This window comes from Gemmobacter denitrificans (assembly GCF_036964905.1).
GTDB lineage: Bacteria > Pseudomonadota > Alphaproteobacteria > Rhodobacterales > Rhodobacteraceae > Gemmobacter > Gemmobacter denitrificans.
The window spans coordinates 1-21,741 of the sequence record NZ_JBALHR010000006.1 but is presented as its reverse complement, the minus strand read 5'-3'; the positions used below and the strand labels follow the sequence as shown (position 1 = coordinate 21,741).

The following is a 21,741-nucleotide window of genomic DNA, read 5'->3' as shown; positions in this document are numbered from 1 at the left end:
CTCCCGATGGACTCCCACTGACACCTCCCGTGCAAATCTCCACACGAGGGCGCATCGCAGCTTACGGATTCAGCAGGAAGGTGGGGTCAGGACAGCGCTTACGGTGAAGCCCCGAATGGAGAGACTGACACCGCAGTCCGGCCCGAGATTGTTGCGGGCGCGGTAGTGATCCGTCTGGAAGCGGGTGCCACGGCGGAGCGGATTGCCTCGGTCGTGCATGCCTTGGTGGTCAGCCGATGATGTTCCCGTCCAACCTGGTGCGGGTTCTGGTCGCGACCAAGCCCATCGACTTCCGCAAGGGTCATGACGGGTTGGCAGCGCTGGTGTCATCTGTGTTGCGCCAGGATCCATTCACCGGGACGGTCTTTGTCTTTCGCTCGCGCCGGGCGGACAGGCTGAAGCTGCTCCACTGGGACGGCACCGGCCTGGTAATGGCCTACAAGCGGCTTGAGGATTCGACCTTCACCTGGCCCGCGATCAAGGATGGGGTCATGATGTTGAACCATGAACTGATGCGGTGGATGCCCCCACCCGACGGCATCGAGTGTGCCAAAGTGGTTTTGTTGGAACCGAGAAGAGGGAGGCATCCACCGCATCAGTTCAGTCAGTTCTTCGCAGCTTGACCCTGGATTGATGTTTGAGGGAGTGCGGTCGGTGGCCTTGAACATCTATATCTGTAGCGACATCTGTAGCGACACCAAACTTGCGGACTTGCTGCGCGTTGCGCAGGCCATGATCCACGCGGGCCGGAGAGTAGACGGAGCATGGAGTTTGCCGGTGATCCTGCAAGACTCGTGTATCGCTCAAAGAACCTGCATACGGCGATACACCTGCTTGTAAATCGTGCGCTTGTCGCAAATTCCGTGGTCATGCGCGCGACGGGTGTTGCGTCCTTGCCGTTCCTTGCCACCGCACTGGGAGAAAGGGTTTTGCGACATGGCACGGCTGTCCATCATTGTTGTCGAACGCGACCGCGACCGCGCCTTGCGGATCGTGGATGGTCTTATGTCCTCGGGCGACCATTCGATCACGGTGATCGCAGAAGAGACAGGTCTAGCCCGGCGGATAGCAGAGCAGCGGCCTGACATCGTTCTGATCGACGCGGGCGATCCGTCGCGCGATGTGCTTGAAGAACTTGCGTTGGTTTCAGGTCCGATGGAACGCCCGGTGGCGATGTTCGTGGACCGGTCCGACGAAAACCTGACGCGTGCAGCGATCGAGGCCGGAGTGTCGGCCTATGTGGTCGATGGGCTGCAGCCGGAACGGATCAAGCCGATCCTCGATGCCGCGATTGCGCGGTTCCACATGTTCTACAAGATGCGCGCGGAACTGGCTGCCACCAAGGCGGCGCTTGAGGATCGCAAGACCATCGACCGGGCCAAGGCCATATTGATGAAGGCGCGGGGGATCGATGAGGAGGCGGCCTACGCACTGTTGCGCAAGACTGCGATGGACCAAAACCGCCGCATGGCGGATATCGCCCAGCAGTTGGTGATGGCAGCGGGGCTTCTGACATGAGCCTTAAGCTTTTGCGTCTTGGTTATGTGCCGCTGACCGATGCAGCCCCGCTGTTCGTCGCAGCCGAACTGGGCTTTGCCGCAGAGGAAGGATTGGTGCTGGATCTGATCCGCCTGCAAAGCTGGGCGCAATGTCGGGACATGCTGGGCATGGGCGGGATCGAAGCGGCACATATGCTGGTGCCCCTGCCGATTGCGCAGGCTCTGGGGCTGGGCCCGGCCTATCCTCGGTTCGATCTGGCCATGGTGCTGTCAGTTGGCGGTCAGGCTGTTGCTGTCAGCGCTGCTTTGGCCGAGGTTATGCGGGCTGCGGGCCACGGTTTTGGCTTCGGTGACCCATTGGCCGCGCGGAATGCCTTAGCGGGGGCTGTTCCCGGAGCGCTGCGCGTTGGCGTGCCCTTCCCCTTTTCGACGCAAGCCGAACTGGTGCGGCGCTGGCTGGAGGGCAGCGAACTGGCAGCGCGGATGTCGATCCACACAGTACCACCGCCCCGGATGGCCGATGCCCTTGCCGCAGGCGAGGTGGATGCCTTCTGCGTCGGTGAACCTTGGGCATCGTATGCCGTGGAACGCGGGGTAGGGGTTCTACTGCTGGCGGGTCGTGCGATATGGGCCTCGCCGCCGGAAAAGGGTCTTGTCCTGACCCGCGACTTTGCCGAGGCGCGGCCCGACGAGACAGGGAGGCTGATGCGGGCCGTTTGGCGGGCCTGCCGTTGGCTGGATGGCGCAGAGAACCGGACGACAGCCGCAGAAATTTTGTCCAGGCCCGAATACCTGAATCTTCCGCCGGAACTCAGTGAACGCGGGCTGATGGATCGGCTGCATATCAGTGCAGCCGGTGAGGTTCGCCAGTATCGAGACTTCATCCGCTTTCATGCCGGGGCCGCGAACTTCCCTTGGCGAAGCCTTGCGGCGCTATTGGCACGTCGGATCGCACAACATCATGGACTGGACGAGGTGGTGGCAATGGAAGCGGCGATGGGCGTGTTCCGAACCGACCTTTTTCGCCAACACTTGCGCGCTGCGGGGGCAGATCTGCCCGGAGCCTCGGCACGGGTAGAAGGCGCAATGGCGCATCCGACCGCTGTCGCTTCGGAAAAAGGTCAGATGATTCTGGGTCCTGACTCCTTCTTTGATAGTGAAACCTTCGAGCCACCTTTTGCCTTGCGCTGAAGAATTGGGCATAACCCGACTGCCTTGCGGAAATGTGATGCTGCAAGCGCGATACTGCACTGCAGCGCTTGACCGTCCAGATGAGGTCAGGCACCGTCAGATCAAGCGCAAGGCAACGAAGCCCTGCAGCGCCTGACACCGCAAGGATGCGGTTACCCGACACGGCAACGACGCCACCGATCCCGACCATTGTCGGCGATTGCGGTGGCTTTTTGCGTTTGACCCCAGCCCAAGCCCCCGCTTCGGGGCACCTGCCAGAGGATTTGCCCGATGACCCTTCTTCAACCCTCGCGTCGCAGCTTCATGAAATCCGCCACTGGCCTTGCCGCTACCGTCACTGCCGCAAAGCTTGCCTTGCCAGGCGGTGCCTGGGCTGCGACCTCCGTACCGGAAGTGACTGGTTGCACGCTGGGTTACATCGCCCTGACCGACAGCGCTCCCTTGATCATCGCGCTGGAGAAGGGGTTCTACGCCAAGTACGGGATGCCGGATGTGCGGGTCGAAAAGCAGGCCAGCTGGGGTGCCACGCGCGACAATATGGCCTTGGGCGCAGCCAATGGCGGGATCGACGGTGGCCATATCCTGCGGCCAAAGGTACATCTCTATACCACCGGCAGCGTGATGCAGAATAACCAGCCGCTGCCGATGTACACGCTTCTGGGGCTGAACGAGAACTGCCAGGGCTTGTCGGTCACCCAGGCCTATGCCGACTTGGGTGTCGGGCTGGACAGCGCGCCCCTGAAGGATGTGTTTGCTGCCAAAAAGGCTTCGGGGGCGGAAGTGCCGGTGGCGATGACCTTCCCGGGTGGTACGCATGATCTGTGGATTCGCTACTGGCTTGCGGCGGGAGGAATCGACCCGAGCAAGGACGTTGACCTGATCGTTGTGCCGCCGCCGCAGATGGTAGCCAACATGAAGGTCGGCAATATGGAGGCCTTCTGCGTCGGCGAGCCGTGGAACGAGCAGCTTGTCAACCAGGGGATAGGGTATACGGCTGCGACAACGGGCGAGCTGTGGCTGAACCACCCCGAGAAGGTGCTGGGCATGCGGGCCGACTGGGTCGATGCGAATCCGAATGCGACCATCGCGCTGATGATGGCGGTGATGGAGGCGCAAATCTGGTGCGAGGACGCCGCGAACAAAGACGAGATGGCCCAGATCATCGGCCGCCGTCAGTGGTACAATGTTCCGGTTGACGACATCAGCGGCCGGATCAAGGGCGAGTTCAACTATGGCAACGGCAAGAAGGTCTCGGATCCCACTCTGGCGATGACCTTCTGGCGCAATGGTGCGACGTCCTTCCCGTGGAAGTCGCTGGACAGCTGGTTCATCACCGAAAACAAACGTTGGGGCTATTTCCCTGGTGACCTCGACACCAAGGCCACGGTTGATGCGACTAACCGCAGCGATCTTTGGCTGCTGGCGGCAGCGGGTCTGGGCATCGACACCTCTGCGTTCGGTGACAGCCGGGGTGTAGAAACCTTCTTCGACGGCAAGAGCTTCGATCCGGCGAACCCGGACGCCTATCTCGACAGCTTGTCGATCAAGGCCATGGCATAAGGGGCGGGGCGATGGCTGTGACTGCGCTGAAACCCCGCGAAGTTCCTGCTGCGCCACCGGCAGGGCAGGTCCTATCTCTGCCCGTGGCCGCACGGCCACGGCAGCGGCTGGCTACCCCGGGCAGGGTCCTTACTGAACGCATTGCCCCACCTGTGGTGGTGCTGATCGTGCTTCTGGTGATCTGGCAGGTCGCCTCCTCCGGCGGAGGTTCGGGCCTGCCCGCCCCCACCGATGTCTGGGAGCAGAGCCGCGAGCTTATCGTCAACCCGTTCTTCGTCTATGGGTCCCAGGACATAGGGTTGGGCTGGCGTGTCCTGACCTCGCTGGAGCGGGTGGCCTATGGCTTTGGCCTTGCGGCGGTGGTTGGCGTGCTGATCGGCGCGGTGTTGGGGCAATCGGCGCTGATGATGCGGGGGTTCGATCCGATCTTTCAGGTGCTGCGCACGGTGCCGCCGCTGGCGTGGTTGCCGATCAGTCTTGCCGCCTTCATGGACAGTCGACCCTCGGCGATCTTCGTGATCTTCATCACTGCGATCTGGCCGATCATCATCAACACGGCAGCCGGCGTGCGGGCCATTCCGCAGGATTACCGCAACGTGGCGGCTGTTCTGCGGCTGAACCAGGTGGAGTTTTTCTGGAAGATCATGATACCTTCGGCAGCCCCTTACATTTTTTCCGGCCTTCGCGTCGGTGTCGGCCTATCTTGGCTTGCAATCGTGGCGGCCGAGATGCTGACCGGAGGTGTGGGCATCGGCTTCTTCATCTGGGATGCGTGGAACTCCTCGCGTCTGACCGACATTATTGTGGCGCTGGTCTATATCGGGGTGACTGGGTTCATCCTGGATCGGCTGGTGGGCTGGATCGGGCGCGTCGTTTCTCGTGGCACGGCGGAGTAAGGGGTCATGGATCAAAGCTATCTCAAGATCGATCGCGTTTTCAAAAGCTTCTCGAAGGGGACGAAGACGACCGAGGTTCTGGCCGACATCCGCCTGACGATCGACAAGGGCGAGTTCGTGTCGATCATCGGCCATTCCGGTTGCGGCAAATCCACGCTTCTGAACCTAATCGCCGGGCTAACCGAGGTTACGACTGGCGCGATCAAGCTGGCGGGGCGTGAAGTGAACGCCCCCGGGCCTGACCGCGCAGTTGTATTCCAGAACCACAGCCTGCTGCCCTGGCTTTCGGTCTATGACAATGTGAAGCTGGCGGTGATCAAGGTCTTTGGCAGCACCAAGTCCAAGCCAGAGCGGCATGACTGGATCATGCAGAACCTGGACCTCGTGCAGATGACCCATGCCGCCGACAAGCGGCCAGGTGAAATCTCAGGCGGGATGCGGCAACGGGTGGGCATCGCGCGGGCGCTGGCGATGGAGCCGAAGATCCTGCTTCTGGATGAGCCGTTTGGTGCCTTGGATGCTCTGACGCGCGCGCATCTGCAAGACGCGGTAATGGATATCCACGCCCGGCTGAAGAACACGATGATCATGATTACCCATGACGTGGACGAGGCTGTCTTGCTGGCAGACAGGATCGTGATGATGACGAATGGCCCCGCCGCTTCCATCGGTGAGGTGCTTCCCGTCGCAGTTCCCCGCCCGCGCGACCGGATCGCGCTGGCCAGCCACCCCGATTACGTCCGCGCCCGCGAGGCGGTTCTGCGGTTCCTCTATGAACGTCACCGCTTTGTCGAAGCGGCGGAGTAAGCCATATGAAACAGAGACTTGTCGTGATCGGCGCGGGCATGGCTTCGGGCCGGATGTTGGAGCACATCTTTGACGCAGGCGGTGATTTCGACGTCACGCTGTTCAACGCCGAACCGCGCGGGAATTACAACCGCTTGATGCTTTCGCCGGTGCTCTCGGGCGAGAAGACCTATGAGCAGATCGTCACGCATGACGCGGATTGGTACGAAAGCCATGGTGTCGATTGCCGTTTTGGCGAGGCTGCGGTCAAGATCGACCGGGACAATCGGGTGCTGTATTCTGCGCAGGGCGGGGTTCCCTATGACGCGCTGGTCATCGCCACGGGATCGGCCCCGTTCATCATCCCGGTCCCAGGGAAGGAACTGAAAGGCGTCTGCACTTATCGCGACCTGGAAGATACCAACGCAATGATTGCGGCCAGTCATCCAGGTGCAAAGGCGGTGGTTATCGGCGGTGGCCTTCTGGGGCTGGAGGCGGCTGCTGGCATGGCGGCACGAGGGGCCGAGGTCACGGTGATCCACCTGATGGGCCACCTGATGGAGCGTCAGCTGGACGCGGCGGCGGGGTATCTGTTGCAGAAGGACCTCGAAAGCCGTGGCATCCGCATTCATTGCAAGGGCGCGACCAAGGCACTTCTTGGCAAGGATCACGTCGAGGCAGTGCTTTTGGAAGACGGCACGGTCTATCCGGCTGACCTGGTCTGCATGGCCGTGGGCATCCGGCCGGAAGTGCGTCTGGCGAATGACGCGCATCTCGAGGTTGGGCGCGGGATCACCGTAGATGACCAGATGCGCACCTCAGATCCGGCAATCTTTGCACTGGGAGAGTGCGTGGAGCATGACAAGCAGCTGTTCGGGCTTGTGGCGCCACTCTACGATCAGGCCAAGGTACTGGCTGCGACTCTGCTGGGGCAGGACGCCGCGTTCAAGCCTGTGCAGACGGCGACCAAGCTGAAGGTGACAGGGGTCGATCTGTTCAGCGCGGGCGACTTCGCCGAAGGCCCGGGACGCGAGGATATTGTCTTCCGCGATCCGGGGCGCGGGGTTTACAAGCGGCTGATCCTGGAAGGTGACCACCTGATCGGCGCTGTGATGTATGGCGACACTGCTGACGGGTCGTGGTTCTTCGACCTTATCAGGCAGAAGAAGGATGTGTCCGATATCCGCGATACGCTCATCTTCGGTCCTGCCTTTGCGGGGGGGGCATCCGCAAACCCTTTGGCAGCCGTTGCAGCCTTGCCGCCTGAGGCGGAAATTTGTGGCTGCAACGGCGTTTGCAAGGGCCGGATCATAGAGGCAATCATTGGCGGTGCCATGACACTGGATGCCGTGCGCGCAACGACCAAGGCAAGTGCATCCTGCGGCACCTGCACAAATCTGGTTGAGCAGGTCATGGCGCTGACGTTGGGAGACGGGTTCACCGCCAATACGAATCCGCCGATGTGCAAATGCACCGACCACACACATGAAGACGTGCGGCGGCTGATCAAGTCTATGAAGCTGAAGTCCATCCCCGCGGTCATGCAGGAGCTGGGATGGAAGACGGTCGGGGGCTGTGCCTCCTGCCGTCCTGCGCTGAATTACTACCTGATCTCGGACTGGCCAACCGAATACATTGATGACCGCCAGTCGCGTTTTGTGAACGAGCGAAACCATGCCAACATCCAGAAGGATGGCACCTATTCGGTCGTCCCGCGCATGTGGGGAGGGGTGACCAGCCCGGCCGAGTTGCGCGCCATTGCCGATGCGGCGGAAAAGTACAATGTGCCCATGGTCAAGGTGACGGGTGGCCAGCGGATCGACCTGCTGGGCGTCAGCAAGGAAGACCTGCCTGCGATCTGGTCTGACCTCAACGCAGCCGGTATGGTCTCGGGCCATGCCTATGCCAAGGGACTGCGCACGGTGAAGACCTGTGTGGGGTCAGAATTCTGCCGCTTCGGCACGCAGGATTCGACGGGGCTGGGGATCAGGCTGGAGAAGCTTCTCTGGGGATCGTGGACGCCGGCAAAGGTGAAGCTTGGCGTCAGCGGCTGCCCGCGCAACTGCGCCGAAGCGACGTGCAAGGACATTGGCGTCGTCTGTGTGGACAGTGGCTATGAAATCAGCGTGGCCGGGGCTGCAGGGATGGACGTGAAGGAGACCGAGTTCTTGTACAAAGCCACGAGTGAGGCCGAGGTGCTTGAGGTGGTAGCGGCCTTCACGCAGCTTTACCGCGAAAACGCCCGCTACCTGCACCGCATTTACAAATGGGTCACCAAGGTTGGGCTTGACTGGTGCCAGGAGCAGGTTGCTGATCCAGTGACACGGCGGGCGCTGTATGACCGGTTCATGGTAAGTCAGTCGATCTATCAGACCGACCCATGGGCCGAACTCGCCACAACCCCGGCCGACTGGGCCCCGGTGGCTGATCTGACCTTGAGGGCTGCAGAATGAACGGCTTCATCGACATTGCCGCGCTGGACGACATTCCCCGTCAGGGGGCCCGGGTGGTGAAGACCCCACAAGGCTGCGTTGCCATTTTCCGTACCGCAGACGACCAGATTTTTGCCATCGATGATCGCTGCCCGCACAAGGGTGGCCCGCTGTCCGAAGGGATCGTGCATGGTACGTCAGTGACCTGCCCCCTGCATGCGATGGTGTTTGACCTCACGACCGGTCTCTCGATCGGGGTGGACGAGGGGGCTGTGCGCCGGTTCGCGGTGCGGATCGAAGCTGGTCGGGTGCTGCTGGACGCTGAATTTCTTCGGCGGCGGTCGGCCGCGTAATGCCTGTATCTCCCGCGATCTTTCGCACATCGCGACAAGAAGGCGTGTCAGGCACCCGGACGACATGCCCCTATTGCGGGGTGGGTTGCGGTGTTCTTGTCGCTTCCGACGTCAAGGGCAACGTCACCGTCACCGGAGACCCGGATCATCCGGCAAACCGTGGGCGCCTGTGCGTGAAGGGCACGGCTTTGGGCGAGACCCTGGCAACCGATGGGCGCCTGCTCGCGCCGCGCATCAACGGGGCAGAAGCCGGATGGGACGCGGCGCTGGACCTGATCGCCACCCGACTTTCCCAGGCCGTTGCGATGCACGGTCCAGACTCGGTGGCGCTATATGTCTCGGGCCAGTTGCTGACCGAGGATTACTATGTTGCAAACAAGCTGATGAAGGGCTTCATCGGCAGCGCCAATATCGACACCAACAGCCGTCTGTGCATGGCGTCATCTGTTGCAGGGCACCGCCGCGCCTTCGGGACGGATACGGTGCCGGGGCAGTATGAAGATCTGGATCTGGCCGATCTGGTAGTGCTGGTCGGGTCGAACCTGGCTTGGTGCCATCCGGTGCTGCACCAGCGGCTGATGGCGGCAAAGGCGGCCCGCGGCACGAAGATCGTGGTTATTGACCCACGCCGCACTGCAACCTGCGAAGGTGCGGACCTGCATCTGGCACTTGCACCGGGAGCAGACGCGCATCTCTTCAACATGCTTTTGAGCCATCTGGCGGACAATGGCCATCTGAATACAGCATTCCTGCAAAATGTTCAGGGGCTGGAAGCCGCCCTTGCCACCGCGCGCATCAGCGACGTGACCGATACCGGGCTGTCGCCCGCAGTTCTGGATCAATTCCTCACGCTGTGGGCGGGAACCGAGAAGGTTGTCACCGTCTATTCCCAAGGCATCAACCAGTCGGACAGTGGTACCGACAAGGTGAACGCGATCCTGAATTGCCACCTAGCTACCGGTCGCATCGGCTGTCCGGGCATGGGGCCGTTCTCGGTCACCGGCCAGCCCAATGCCATGGGCGGGCGCGAGGTAGGCGGGCTGGCCAACATGCTGGCCTGCCATCTGGAGCTGGAGAACCCCGACCATCGCGCGGCGGTCCAAGGGTTCTGGGCCTGCCCGACCATGGCCGACAGGCCGGGGCTAAAGGCCGTGGACATGTTCCGCGCGGCCGAGGACGGCCGGATCAGGGCGCTGTGGATCCTGCACACCAACCCCGCCGTTTCCATGCCCGATGCAGATCGTGTGGCGCGAGCAATTGCGGGCTGTGACTTCGTGGTGGTCAGCGATGCCTTCGCCCTGACCGACACCGCCCGTCTGGCCGATGTCCTGCTGCCCGCCACAGCCTGGGGAGAGAAGGATGGCACAGTCACCAACTCTGAGCGCATGATCAGCCGTCAGCGCGCCTTCCTGCCTGCACCGGGGCAGGCGCGCCCTGATTGGTGGCAATTGGCGCAAGTGGCCCGGCGGATGGGGTTTTCCGGCTTCGAATGGGCTTCGCCTGCCGAGATTTTCGCCGAACATGCCGCACTTTCAGGTGTGGCGGGTACGCTTGGCAGCGACTTCGACATCTCGGGTCTGCGAGGGGCCGACTATGAGGAGTTGGCCCCTGTGGTCTGGCCACAGGCGGCGCAGAAGGGGGGGCGGTTCTTTGGCAACGGGCGGTTTCACACCCCCGACGAGCGCGGTCGGATGGTCCCCGTCACCGCCCGGCTGCCTGCAAAGGTGACGCAAGCTCATCCCTTCCGCCTGAACACCGGCCGCATCCGTGACCAGTGGCATACGATGACCCGAACTGGCATGGCCCCCCGTCTGTCGCAGCATCTTGGCGAGCCGTATCTCGAAATCCACCCTGCTGATGCAGCGCGTGTTGGCCTGGCTCCCGCAACGCTGGCAGAACTGACCAGCCCGCAAGGCCGTGCAATCCTGCGAGTAATGATTAGCGATGCCGTGGCTCCCGGCCAGCCCTTCGCGCCGATGCACTGGACGGGTGAAACCGCACCTTCCGGTCGCGTCGATGCGTTGGTCGCACCGGTAACAGACCCCGTCTCGGGCCAGCCGGCCAGCAAATCCACCCCGGTTGCAATCAGGCCGTTTGCTGCGGCTTGGTATGGCTTTGCCATATCGCAGCGGGATCTGATGCCCGCTTGCGACTATTGGGCCAAGGCTTCTGTCAACGGTGGAGCGCAACTGGAACTCGCCGGGGCCCATGCCCCGGAAGATTGGGCGGCGTGGGCTACAAAGTTGTTCGGCGCACCGCCTACGACCACCCTAACAGACCTCGCGCGCGGCACACATCGCTTTGCCATCGCCCAAAGGGGCCAGTTGCAAGGTGCCGTCTTTGTAGCACGTGACCCGGTCCTTCTGGCGCGAGGTCATCTTGCCTCCCTGCTGGGGGCCGCAGAAGGTGGCGCGCTGGCTGGCCGGCCCGGTGCCGATCAGCCCGATCCCGGGCCTACGGTCTGCGCCTGCATGAATGTCGGATTGAACACCATCTTGCGTTCTATCGCGGAGGGCGACGCGCTGAGCTTGCAAGCCTTGGGAGAGGTGCTTGGAGCAGGCACGAACTGCGGCTCCTGCCGCCCCGAACTTGCGGCGCTGCTCCATCGCCACATCCAACGCGAGGCAGCAGAATGAAAATTCTAGACCGTCTGTCGTATATCGTCTCGGCTGCAGGTGAGACCTTGGCAAGATCACTCTGATCGGTGCTTGCCCCTATGCGGTGGACTCTCTGACCCTGCGAACGGTCCGCTGCCTAGGGCCGCCAGTCGCCGTCAAGGCCATTGAGGATACGTATAGCGGCTGGGTCGTCGCTTCGTATGAAGCGAGAACCTTAGGGGTCAAGACCGGAACCCTAGTGGTGTAGACTGGGGATGGGGGTAGAATAGTACGCCAAGTGTTTGATGATCGTTTCGGCCAACCAACGCATCCGCTGCCGGCGCATTCTGTAAGCTCAAGACCGCTTGATCTGGGCGGCGCCGTCATCAAGGTCCTGCTGAGTCTTTTGTCCTTTTATCATTAGCTTTCTTTTCAAGATTGCCTCCAGCCAGCCGACAAAAATCGACACTCTGGGAGGGGTGCGCGGAGAAGCGGGAAAGACCAAATGCATTGGCAGTGGTCCTGGACGCGCCTCAGGCATGACCTCGATCAGCTCACCGGCAGCCAGATGGAGCGCCACATCATAAGCCGGGATCTGGATCAGCCCCTGTCCGGCAAGTGCAGCGGCGATATAGCCTTCTGCGTTGTTTGTGCTGACCTTCCAGGGAACAGGTCGGCTGTGCAATCTGCCGACAGCCATCCATTCCCAATCGTCGATCCTACCGGTTGAAGGCGATGCATAGGCAACCTGCCAATGCTGATCCAGTTCGGTAGGGGACCGGGGCTTACCGTATCTTGCCAGGTAAGCTGGACTCGCGACATTGATCTGTTGAATGTCACCGACTTTGCGTGCTCGTAACCGCGAGTCAGCGAGGGGGCCCACGCGCAGAGCACAATCCACACCGTCACCGACCAGATCAACGGCCCGATCCGTTACTCCCAGTTCGATCTGCAGGCCGGGCCATTGTTCAAGAAATTCGGACAGCGCAGGGGCAACGATCAGTCTCCCGATTCGTCCGGGCACATTTACACGGATGCGCCCTTCCATCCTTCGGGCGCCGCTTCGAAACATGGTCTCCATCTCGTCGCAATCCGCAAGGAAGGGCAGACATCGCTCCAGAAACATCTCGCCCTCATCCGTGGGAGTGACGGTCCTCGTTGTGCGATGCAACAGGCGGGTGCCCAGCCGGGCTTCGAGCTCTGCAATGGCTGCTGAAACACTGGAACGTGGCAACTGCAAGGTGTCCGCCGCCCGCGTGAAGCTTCGGGCTTCGATGACACGAACAAAGATGCGGTAGAGATCAATGCGGTCCATTGGTCGGATTCTCTGACATATGATGACAGAGAACATACGTTTATCCAGAACAGGAGCACAATACTTTGAGATCATCGTTAAATGTTCTGGAGATCACGATGACCAATCGCAGCATTACCGGCAAAACCGTTCTGATCGCAGGCGGAGGGAAGAACCTGGGTGGCTTGATCGCACGCGATTTTGCTGCGCACGGCGCCAAGGCAATTGTCGTGCATTTCAACAGCGCGGCAACACAGGCCGCCGCCGCCGAAACCGTGGCTGCCGTGAAGGCGGCAGGTGCGGATGCCATCGCCATTCAGGCCGACCTGACCTCAGCCAATGCCATGGAAGACCTCTTTGCCAAGGCGACGGCCGCTTTCGGGCGCCCGGACATTGCCATCAATACGGTGGGAAAGGTTCTGAAAAAGCCGTTGACTGAGACGACTGAAGCGGAATTCGACGAAATGAGTGCAGTCAACAGCAAGACCGCGTTCTTTTTCCTGAAGGAAGCTGGCAAGGCCGTGAATGACAATGGTGCGGTCTGCACTCTGGTCACGTCACTTCTGGGTGCCTTTACTCCCTTCTATGCCACCTATGCGGGCACCAAGGCTCCGGTTGAACATTTCACACGTGCTGCGTCGAAAGAGTTCGGTGCGAGAGGCATTTCAGTCACCGCCATCGGGCCTGGGCCGATGGATACCTCGTTCTTCTATGGTCAGGAAACGCCGGAGGCACAAGCCTATCACAAATCCGCTGCAGCGCTCTCACCTTTCTCCAAGACCGGCCTGACCGATATTGAAGATATCGTGCCGTGGGTGCGGTTTCTGGTTACCGAAGGTTGGTGGATGACCGGACAGACCATCCTAGTGAACGGCGGCTATACGACGAAGTAATTGTCTGAGGGCGGTCAGAGAATAGTTCTGGCCGCCCTGTTCCGATGTTCCCTTTATCAGCAAATACAGGTGCCCTATGTCAAACCGCTTCCAATCCCTTCTTGATGCGCAACGCGAAAATTTTCTGTCTGACACCACCAAATCCTTGGATTGGCGCTTCGAGCAACTTGATCGGATGGAGCGTATGTTGCTCGAAAACAAAGATGACTGGTGCGCCGCATTGTATGCGGACTTTGGCAAGCCTCCCTTTGAACAGATGTTCGAGATATCGGTACCGACCGGTGTCATAAAATACTACCGCGACAATTTACCAAGCCTGATAGCACCCGAACCGGTAGCAATTCCCAAGGGGCTTGAGGCTACAGGCAATCGAGGTGTGATTTACAAGGAACCGTATGGCGTCACACTCGTGATCGGCCCCTTCAACGCACCAATCCTGCTGTTGCTCGATCCGGCGATTGCTGCACTAGCCGCGGGGAATACCGTGGTCCTGAAACCGGCCAACACCACACCAGCAACTGCGGCGCTATTTCAGAAGTTGGTTCCGCAATACTTTTCTCCTGAAAATGTGACAGTCGTCACGGGCGGACGGGCCGAGATAACAGAACTTCTCGAACTCCCCTTCGACTTCATATTCTTCACGGGCAGTTCAGCCGTGGGCAAGGTCGTGATGCGGGCCGCAGCAGAACACCTGACACCAGTCATCCTTGAACTGGGTGGACAAAACCCGACAATCGTGGATGCAACGGCGAATCTTGAAATTGCGGTTGATCGGATTGCTTGGGGGCATAATGCGATTTCCGGGCAATGGTGTATTGCGCCAGGGTTTGTCTGTGTGCACCAAAGCGTGGCAGACCTGTTTGTCGAGCACCTCAAGACTTCGATTAGGCGGATGTACGGCAGCGACCCACAGCAAAGCCCCGATTTTGCGAGGATGATAACCACGCATGATGCTGCTCGTGTTGCGTCTTATATTCTACCCGACAAGGTTGTCATTGGCGGCCGATCGGACATCGCGGCACGTTATGTGGAGCCGACAATTCTCTATCCATCAGATTGGAGCGATCCTGCGCTGCAGCAAGAGATTTTTGGCCCGGTTCTGCCTGTCCTGACCTATGACGATATTGACACCTTGCTGATGACGATCAAGCGGATGCCGAAGCCATTGGCAACCTATATCTTCTCCAAGGATCAAGCTGTGGTCGACAAAATACTTGGAAGCCTTTCATTTGGTGGTGGTTGCGTGAACCAGACGAACCTCCATTGCTGGATCGATACTTTGCCATTTGGTGGTGTGGGTGCATCCGGTATGGGGAAATACTACGGCAAGGCGGGATTTGACGCGCTTAGCAACAGAAAAGCCATGCTGATCGGAAATCCAGATGTTGATCTGGATGTCTTCCCACCCTATGCAGGAAAGGACATTGCCAAGTCGCTCAGTGTCTTCGGCTAATGCCAGAAACAACAAAGGGAGAAATTGCATGCATATGGCAATGGTTCTGTGTGGCGGCGCATTGCTTATGGCCGTGTTTGCCCTCTTCGGGCGTCTTTGGGGCCAGGGCGCAGCAGACATCGCGCTTGCCCTAAAGTGGTTTATGCCGGTCTGGGCAGGCGTTTCATTGACCAACATGTGGGTGGGCGTGACTAAAGCGGGGTACAGCATGGCGGAGGAATTGCCGGTCTTGCTGATTGTACTCGCGGTTCCGACAGCACTAGCCTTCGGTGCAATTTTGTATCTTTCGAAAGGCTGAAGAAGGGTTCATTCTTGGCATTGAGTGGTTCGGGTCGGCTCTGATGTTCAGATTTTGCAGAAGTATTCGCAGGCTTTGAGGCCGCCGAGTATCTTCAGTCGTCGGGCCTCAAAACCTAACCAGATTATCGCGCGGTCGGTACGTGAGTTAACGCTTTTGTTTTTTGCTTACTTTATGGCCGCGATGAAAGCAGCTTACCACCACTTCAATGCAAATGAATTGGACTTTTCGTTCACAGGACACACAAAACCCCATGGGACCGCCTAATTACCAGGGGCTATGCAGCATGCAAAAATAGTGTAATGATGGTCACATTTGAAGTGTCACGTTATGATCTTGAAACGTCATTTTGCGATTTCCCCCGACAAGACGGCCTGCCCATGAACCGCGAGCGTCGCCGCGAACCGCATGCAGCCAAATCGTTGCATGGTCTCGAGGACGCGTGAATTGTAAGATTCCTGCCCGATACGACGGCACAGGTCGGCTGCGTGGAACCCTCTATTCTTGCTTGGTGCTGCCGCAATCAGCCGATGCAGTTCCAAGTCTTCCGGCGCCAATGCACGCTCCGGCACCGCATGCTTATCTGTCTTCCAGTCGGCATCTGGTGACGTTCGCCACTTGCGCATGAATCCCAAGAGGAACCCTGCTGGCACTGCCGCATTCCCGCGCGCACTGTTGAAGGCAAGGAAGCGGTCCCAGATGACCTGCGTATCGACGTTCCAGCAAGCGAGGGACGCTTTCGCGGCCTTAATCAGATCCGCCCACGGCGTTCTGTAGACGTTGGTCCCAGAATCAATCTCGATCCTACCTGCAAAGATAGTTTTGTTCTTAGTCTTACTAGATAGTGATATGTCGTCTGAGGCTGACACGACATCTGCCTGAGGATCGACATTGTCTTTTCCCCCAAACCTGAACAGCCAGGGCGCGAACTTGCCATTCGGCTTCCAGCGAACAAGCGCCAGACTGGATGCCGAAAGTTCGGCGAGGAGCGCCGCCAGATGCTGCCGCGACACCCCCATCTTTTGGCCCAGATGCGCCAGTGTGAAGGCGGCCGTTCCGCGGTCAAGCCCGTTGTAGCCATCCTTCCAGGCGATGCCGTCGAGGATGATCGTCGCAAGCTTGTGAGCCGCCGTGGAAAGTGGTGTTTCGGTGATGCGGCGCAGAATGGCACCGGTCGTGAGTTCCATGATGTGTCGTTCCGTCTTGGGCCGACACCTGACCATCAGGCGTGCTGGTTTTCGATCCGGCAAAGGCATTTGCCGGTTGAACGGGTCCAAGCTGCGCGCTAGGTTTCTACGACCAAGAAGAAATCAGTGCGGCGTCGGGCCTATGGTCTGGCGTCGTTTCTGTTTTTGAGGCCTGGGTCTTTCGTTGGTTTCCCGGGGGGTGGCGATAGGTCAGGTTCTCAGTAGTGAACCTCTTCATGCCCGTAGCGGCCTTCATGATCGCGCCACTCGACGAAGACGGACCTGTGCCGGTAGCTGGAGCAATCTGCCGGTATCGCGAGATCTGAGGCTGCCGGAACAGCGGACAGGCTGCTCGGGCGGCGGCTGTAGTCGCCTTGGGCACCATAACTGCCCAGATACACGCGGCTCCAGCTCTTGCAGTCGCCCTCTCTGTTGCGGCGTTGCTGGTGGGTGATCTCGAACACGCGGATCGACCGTACAACGTCAAACGCCGGATCGGAGATGTCGATATCTGCCCGATCCAGAGCAAGATGTAGCTCCGAAGATGCGCCCGGCTCTGCCGGGCGCGGCAGCGGATCACCGCGTGCAGAGATGTCGAACAGACGCGCCAAGGGCCTCGCCGCACCTCGGACAGTCGCCCGCATCGGACAGTTCCAGATTTGCAGCGGCGGTTCGATCGGCCAGGGTGTGATGCGGCGGATGAAGACCGCGCGCGCATGGGCGCATTGGGTCGAGGACGGCCAGCCCCCCGCGAGACAGAGGAGGATCGCGCAGTCGACCGGATAGGCCGCGGCCGGTGCGGGCGCGACGATCGACAACCCGAGACCAAGGAGCAGGGCAGGGAGGCGAAGTTTCACGGGAGGTCCTTTCTGACAGGGGGGGAGCTGAGGAGGCGGGTGTAGGCCTCCGTCGCAGAACGGGCCTCTTCCATTGCGCGGGTGCGCTCTTCATCAAGACAGGCGATATGCACCGAGACCGACGCGAAGTAAGCCTCGAACTCGGCCGCGATCTCTGTGCGGTACTCGGCCAGGACCTCGACCGGGAGCGCGATCATCGGCGCATCAGGCGGCTGACAGCGAATCACCTCAGGTTGTGCGGGGGCAGCGACTGATCCGATCAATGTGCATGCCGCTGCTTTAGACACGACCCGAAGCGCGCCTGATATATGCGTGAACCGCAGATGGATTGACGGCCACGAGATCACGCATGGACCCTTGTTTTGCGGGTCGCGCGTGGCCTGCCGCTCAGTTGAGTTCATTGACACCCTTGATCCTTTCGCAGTCATCCAGCGCGCAACCGTCCATGCTGCCGAGACGGGCTGTGGATGGCGATGCTTGCCCATTTTATCGTGTTTGTCATTTTCGCATTGTATGCGCCAGAGTTTCTGTTAGGCATCGCTGCACGGAAAGCTTTCGGCTACAACGATCCGTGACGGATCGAACCCGAGGGGACCCCATGTCGATGAAAAGGCGAACTCTGCCGGTCTTGCTGGAACGCGATTTCCGCAAGATGGCGGCAACGGAAGGAGCGACGGTTGAGATCGAGTGTGTATCCGCGCCGGACCCCGAGGGGCGGTTCTCCGGCGAATGGCTCTTTCATGTCGTCAATGCCTCGGGTGAGCGCTTCATGCTGGTCACGGCATTGGCGCGCGAGCGCATCGTCAGCTCGCCCATTGGCATGTTCGGCCTCGCCTTCGGCAAGCTCAACCTCGATCATCTCGATGTGCCTTCTGTCGTTGGCGATGTCCGGCGGAGCATGCGGAGCCGCCCGGGCGGAAGTGATCCGCTGGACGGATGAGGCGGGGCAGGGGTCCGCGACGGATCTGGGCACCGCGCATGCCGCCGTCCTGCGCTATGATGGCAAGGGCAAGCTCATTGTGCCTGCCCGACGAAACATCAAGGAAGCTGCCACGAAGCCGGAACGGGCAATCAATGCCCCCGGCCTGATGGCCGACGCGGCGGTGTCGGAGGTCTTGCCGGCCATCCGCATGGTCGCCGCCCGGTATCAGGATGACCCTGCCCTTGATGCGGTTGATCTGTCACCTGCCGAATGGGCCGCATTCTTTCAGGCGATGATCAAGGTCGAGAGCAATTACACGCAAGGCGCGGTCAGCCATGCCGGGGCCATCGGTCTTGCTCAACTGATGCCGGGCACGGCACGATATCTCCGCGTCGATCCGGACCATCCGATCGAGAACCTCGATGGTGGCGCACGCTACCTCCTGGAGCAATTGGCCGCATTCGGCAGCCTCGAACTGGCTCTGGCGGCTTACAATGCCGGGCCGGAGGCTGTCCGCAGGTATAACGGCATCCCCCCTTATCGCGAGACCCGGACGCATATCGGACGGGTCTTCGCGGCCTATGACCGCATACTTGCGGATACCTGACGGAAGGACCCCATGCAAAAATCCCATCTCGTTCTCCTCGCGCTGGCCGCGGGGCTGGCTCTGGCCATCCATGCGGACCCCGCATTGGCACAGGTAAAATTCGCGAAGGCCGAGAAAGTGGCCACGGGTCTGCTGGACTCGTTCCGGGGGACGCTGGCAACGGCCTTCTTCGGGATTGCCTTCGTGGTGACCGGCTTCCTAGCCGCTTTCAACCGCATTTCCTGGGCCTGGGTGGCGCTGGTGGTGGTCGGTGCCTTCCTCGTGTTCGCGGGACCCGCCATCGTTGCCAACCTGCGCTCATCTTTCAGCTGAGGCGAGGTCGGAGCGTTGGAGAAAAGCGCGGTCATCCTCGGGCTTTCCCGTCAGGCCAAATTCTTCGGCTTGCCAATGCCCTATGCCATGGCAGTGGGGGCGATGACCGTGCTGCCTTTCATCCTGTTCAAGCCAGTCTGGTGGTTTCTGACCGCCCCCATCTGGTACGGGCTCGCACGCATTGCCACCAAGGTGAACCCGAACGGGCATCACGTTTTTGCCGTCATGATGCAGGTGACGCCGCTGGCCATCCTGAACCGGAGGCGGCGCCATGTTTCTTGAACGGGAAGGGGCGCGGGGCAGGGCAGGGCGGTTGATACTGGCCAGCCCGAAGATCTATGCCCATCTTCCTTACGTCATCGAGCTTGATGACGAGGTTGTCCGCACGCGGGACAACGCGCTGATGTTGTCGATTGAAGTGACGGGCATCGACGGCATCACATCCGGTATGGCTGCGGTCTCAGCCCTTCGTGCCGGCTTCGCGCATCTGCTGGATACGCTCGACGAGCGTTTCACCTTCTATCTGCACCGCATGATGCGACCCGCGGAAACCGGGATCGTGCCAATCAAGGGGACGAGCTTTGCGGCCGACATCGACAAGGCCTGGGTTCAGGAGCTGTCTCGTCGCAACCTGCAGGACTCAGTTCTGATCCTGACTGTTGTCCGGCGACAAGGGACGCCGCTGGCTGTTCCGCTCTTCGGCAAGGCTGCGGCCCGGGTCTGGGGCGAAGACACCGCCCGCCGTCTGGAAGAACTGCGCGAGGTGGCCTCCATCCTCGAGACCGGTCTTGGCATCACGACACGCAGGATGAAGATCAGTGATGGACGCCTTGTCGGCTTCTACGCCTCGCTTCTGACCGGCGAGTTGCGGGAACATCCGCGCAGCCCGTATTGCCTTCTGGCGGAAGATGCCGCAGGGGCGTCGGTGCAATTTGGCAAGGGCGTTGTCGAGATAGAAGAGGGTGCGGCCCACCACCCGAAACTTGCCGCTGTCCTCTATGTCAAATCCTATGCCAATGCGACCTGGCCGGGAATGCTGGACGCACTTGGGGCCGCGCAGGATACGATCATCAGCCACAGCTACACGCCCATCGAGCGCGGCAGCATTGCTGAGCGGGTAAAGCGTCGGGTTGCGCAAATGCGGGCCTCCGAGGACATCGCCGCGACAATCGAAGCACAGCTTTTTGAAGCTGCTGACAAGGCCGAAAGCGGTACGCTGGGTTTTGGCCTCCATCAAATGACCATCACTGTCTTTGCCGAAACAGAAGCGGCGCTCGACTCCGAGGTTGCCCGCATTCGCGGTATCGCACATCAGAATGGCATGCGGCTCGTGCGCGAAGTGACCGCGCTCGAAGCGGCCTTCTTTGCCATGCATCCCGGTAACATGGATTACCGTGCGCGCGACATGACAGTGTCGTCGATCAATTTCGCGGACATGGCGGCCCTTCATGCCGCCGATACTGGTACGGAAAAGGCGCGTCTGCCCTGGGCGACACCGATTGCGGCGTTTCAGACGCTGCAGGGCTCACTCCATCGCTTCAGCTTCCATGAACCGGGTGACCCCACGGCAGAGCCGACCAATGGCCACACCCTCGTTCTCGGCAAATCCGGTGGGGGCAAGACCACGACCGTCGCCTTCCTTGCCGCCCAAGCGCAAAGGGCAGGCGGGCGAACGATCATCTTCGACAAGGAAGCCGGTCTCAAAATGGCCGTACATGCCCTTGGCGGCCGCTATGCCGAGGTGCGCGCGGGCCGCCCGACGGGTCTGAACCCACTCGCGACCGAGGCCGGAGAGCGCGGGGAAGCCTGGCTTCTCGACTGGCTGGTGGCCCTTCTTGAATCCCGCTCCGGTCCGATGACACCCTTGCAATCCGAGGCCCTGAAATCCGCCATCGCCCAGAACGGCAAGGCTCGCGAGGGCTTGCGCAACTTCCAATCGTTCCAGGAACTTTTCGGCGATGTCGGTGACGGCCTCGATCTGGCACAGCGCCTCCGCGAATGGGGGCCGGACGGCCGCTATGGTTGGATTTTCGGCGAGGCCAAAGAGCCGGTGGTGGATTTCGCCAGCCATGATGTGACGGCCGTCGATCTGACGGAGATCCTCGATCTTGGAACCGAACGTACCGCGATCCTCGGTTATCTTTTCCGCCGGATCGAAATGCTGATCGAAGAAAAACGCCCGACGCTGATCCTGATCGATGAGGCCTGGAAGGTTCTCGACGACGAGTATTTCGCGAAGAAGCTCGCCGAATGGCTGGTGACGGCCCGGAAGAAGAACGTGGTCGTCGTGATGATGACCCAGTTCCCGAGCCAGATCCGCGGCTCGAAAGCCCGGTCGATCCTGGAAGCGCTGCCGAACCAGATCCTATTCCCGAATGGCGAAGCGGCATCGAGCGACTATGACAGTTTCCGGCTGACAGATGGCGAGCTGGATTTCGTCCTGAACCCAATCCCGGGCCAGCGTCTGGTCCTGTCGCGGTCACCACGCGGCTCGACCGTTCTCAATGTCGATCTGAAGGCGCTCGGGTCTTTGCTGACGGCGCTTGGCGGCGGTCAGGCGGGGCTCAATGCCTTCGGCACGGAGTATGCCGCGCGGCCCAGATT

At 60.5% G+C, this 21,741-nt stretch carries 21 protein-coding genes; 17 read left to right on the top strand and 4 right to left on the bottom strand.

Going from position 1 to position 21,741, the window contains the following annotated elements; translation table 11 throughout:
* Positions 1–236: 236 nt before the first annotated feature.
* The 9 genes from tnpB (at position 237) to V6590_RS11290 (ending at position 11,353) form a co-directional block, all read left to right on the top strand.
* Entirely contained in the window at positions 237–623 is a 387-nt protein-coding gene (tnpB, locus tag V6590_RS11330; RefSeq protein WP_335423012.1) for an IS66 family insertion sequence element accessory protein TnpB, read from the top strand.
* Positions 624–936: 313 nt separating this feature from the next.
* Positions 937–1,518, top strand: coding sequence for an ANTAR domain-containing response regulator (locus V6590_RS11325; RefSeq protein WP_335423010.1), 582 nt, complete (start codon positions 937–939; stop codon positions 1,516–1,518).
* Entirely contained in the window at positions 1,515–2,690 is a 1,176-nt protein-coding gene (locus V6590_RS11320) for a CmpA/NrtA family ABC transporter substrate-binding protein (RefSeq protein WP_335423007.1), read from the top strand. The genes V6590_RS11325 and V6590_RS11320 overlap by 4 nt, the downstream gene beginning before the upstream one ends.
* A gap of 270 nt (positions 2,691–2,960) precedes the next feature.
* A complete protein-coding gene (locus tag V6590_RS11315; protein ID WP_335423005.1) occupies positions 2,961–4,250 on the top strand; it encodes a CmpA/NrtA family ABC transporter substrate-binding protein in 1,290 nt (429 codons plus the stop codon).
* An 11-nt stretch (positions 4,251–4,261) separates the two neighbouring features.
* The gene (ntrB, locus tag V6590_RS11310) at positions 4,262–5,146 is read left to right on the top strand and encodes a nitrate ABC transporter permease (protein WP_335423003.1); all 885 of its coding nucleotides are present in this window, start codon (positions 4,262–4,264) and stop codon (positions 5,144–5,146) included.
* Positions 5,147–5,152: 6 nt separating this feature from the next.
* Positions 5,153–5,953 carry an ABC transporter ATP-binding protein gene (locus tag V6590_RS11305; RefSeq protein ID WP_335423001.1) on the top strand — a complete coding sequence of 267 codons (801 nt, stop codon included), beginning with the start codon at positions 5,153–5,155 and terminating at the stop codon, positions 5,951–5,953.
* Between the two features lie 5 nt (positions 5,954–5,958).
* On the top strand, positions 5,959–8,385 hold the full coding sequence (nirB, locus tag V6590_RS11300) for a nitrite reductase large subunit NirB (RefSeq protein ID WP_335422999.1): 2,427 nt from the start codon (positions 5,959–5,961) through the stop codon (positions 8,383–8,385).
* A complete protein-coding gene (nirD, locus tag V6590_RS11295) occupies positions 8,382–8,717 on the top strand; it encodes a nitrite reductase small subunit NirD (RefSeq protein WP_335422997.1) in 336 nt (111 codons plus the stop codon). Before nirB ends, nirD begins: the two co-directional genes overlap by 4 nt.
* The gene (locus V6590_RS11290) at positions 8,717–11,353 is read left to right on the top strand and encodes a molybdopterin-dependent oxidoreductase (RefSeq protein ID WP_335422995.1); all 2,637 of its coding nucleotides are present in this window, start codon (positions 8,717–8,719) and stop codon (positions 11,351–11,353) included. The genes nirD and V6590_RS11290 overlap by 1 nt, the downstream gene beginning before the upstream one ends.
* A gap of 316 nt (positions 11,354–11,669) precedes the next feature.
* On the opposite strand, the gene V6590_RS11285 is transcribed toward V6590_RS11290, so the two are convergent.
* Positions 11,670–12,629 (bottom strand): LysR family transcriptional regulator, encoded by a 960-nt coding sequence (locus V6590_RS11285; protein ID WP_335422993.1) that lies wholly within the window; start codon positions 12,627–12,629, stop codon positions 11,670–11,672.
* 98 nt (positions 12,630–12,727) lie between these two features.
* On the opposite strand from V6590_RS11285, the gene V6590_RS11280 reads away from it, so the two are divergent.
* From V6590_RS11280 to V6590_RS11270, 3 genes are all read left to right on the top strand, one after another.
* Entirely contained in the window at positions 12,728–13,501 is a 774-nt protein-coding gene (locus tag V6590_RS11280) for an SDR family oxidoreductase (protein WP_335422991.1), read from the top strand.
* Between the two features lie 76 nt (positions 13,502–13,577).
* Positions 13,578–14,954 (top strand): aldehyde dehydrogenase family protein, encoded by a 1,377-nt coding sequence (locus tag V6590_RS11275; RefSeq protein ID WP_335422989.1) that lies wholly within the window; start codon positions 13,578–13,580, stop codon positions 14,952–14,954.
* Between the two features lie 34 nt (positions 14,955–14,988).
* Entirely contained in the window at positions 14,989–15,252 is a 264-nt protein-coding gene (locus V6590_RS11270; protein ID WP_335422987.1) for a hypothetical protein, read from the top strand.
* Positions 15,253–15,596: 344 nt separating this feature from the next.
* On the opposite strand, the gene V6590_RS11265 is transcribed toward V6590_RS11270, so the two are convergent.
* The 3 genes from V6590_RS11265 to V6590_RS11255 all read right to left on the bottom strand — a co-directional run bounded on the left by V6590_RS11265 (position 15,597) and on the right by V6590_RS11255 (position 17,493).
* Positions 15,597–16,439: a hypothetical protein gene (locus V6590_RS11265; RefSeq protein ID WP_335422985.1), complete on the bottom strand. Its 843-nt coding sequence runs from the start codon at positions 16,437–16,439 to the stop codon at positions 15,597–15,599.
* A gap of 218 nt (positions 16,440–16,657) precedes the next feature.
* Entirely contained in the window at positions 16,658–17,296 is a 639-nt protein-coding gene (locus V6590_RS11260) for a hypothetical protein (protein WP_335422983.1), read from the bottom strand.
* On the bottom strand, positions 17,293–17,493 hold the full coding sequence (locus V6590_RS11255; protein ID WP_335422981.1) for a hypothetical protein: 201 nt from the start codon (positions 17,491–17,493) through the stop codon (positions 17,293–17,295). Before V6590_RS11255 ends, V6590_RS11260 begins: the two co-directional genes overlap by 4 nt.
* A gap of 401 nt (positions 17,494–17,894) precedes the next feature.
* On the opposite strand from V6590_RS11255, the gene V6590_RS11250 reads away from it, so the two are divergent.
* The 5 genes from V6590_RS11250 to V6590_RS11230 all read left to right on the top strand — a co-directional run.
* Entirely contained in the window at positions 17,895–18,236 is a 342-nt protein-coding gene (locus V6590_RS11250) for a hypothetical protein (protein ID WP_335422979.1), read from the top strand.
* Entirely contained in the window at positions 18,217–18,825 is a 609-nt protein-coding gene (locus V6590_RS11245; RefSeq protein WP_335422977.1) for a lytic transglycosylase domain-containing protein, read from the top strand. Before V6590_RS11250 ends, V6590_RS11245 begins: the two co-directional genes overlap by 20 nt.
* Positions 18,826–18,837: 12 nt before the next feature.
* Entirely contained in the window at positions 18,838–19,137 is a 300-nt protein-coding gene (locus tag V6590_RS11240; RefSeq protein WP_335422975.1) for a TrbC/VirB2 family protein, read from the top strand.
* A 15-nt stretch (positions 19,138–19,152) separates the two neighbouring features.
* Entirely contained in the window at positions 19,153–19,419 is a 267-nt protein-coding gene (locus V6590_RS11235) for a VirB3 family type IV secretion system protein (protein ID WP_335422973.1), read from the top strand.
* Positions 19,409–21,741, top strand: a 2,333-nt coding sequence (locus tag V6590_RS11230) for a VirB4 family type IV secretion system protein (RefSeq protein ID WP_335422971.1), incomplete at its 3' end; no start/stop codon positions are given. The genes V6590_RS11235 and V6590_RS11230, both read left to right, overlap by 11 nt.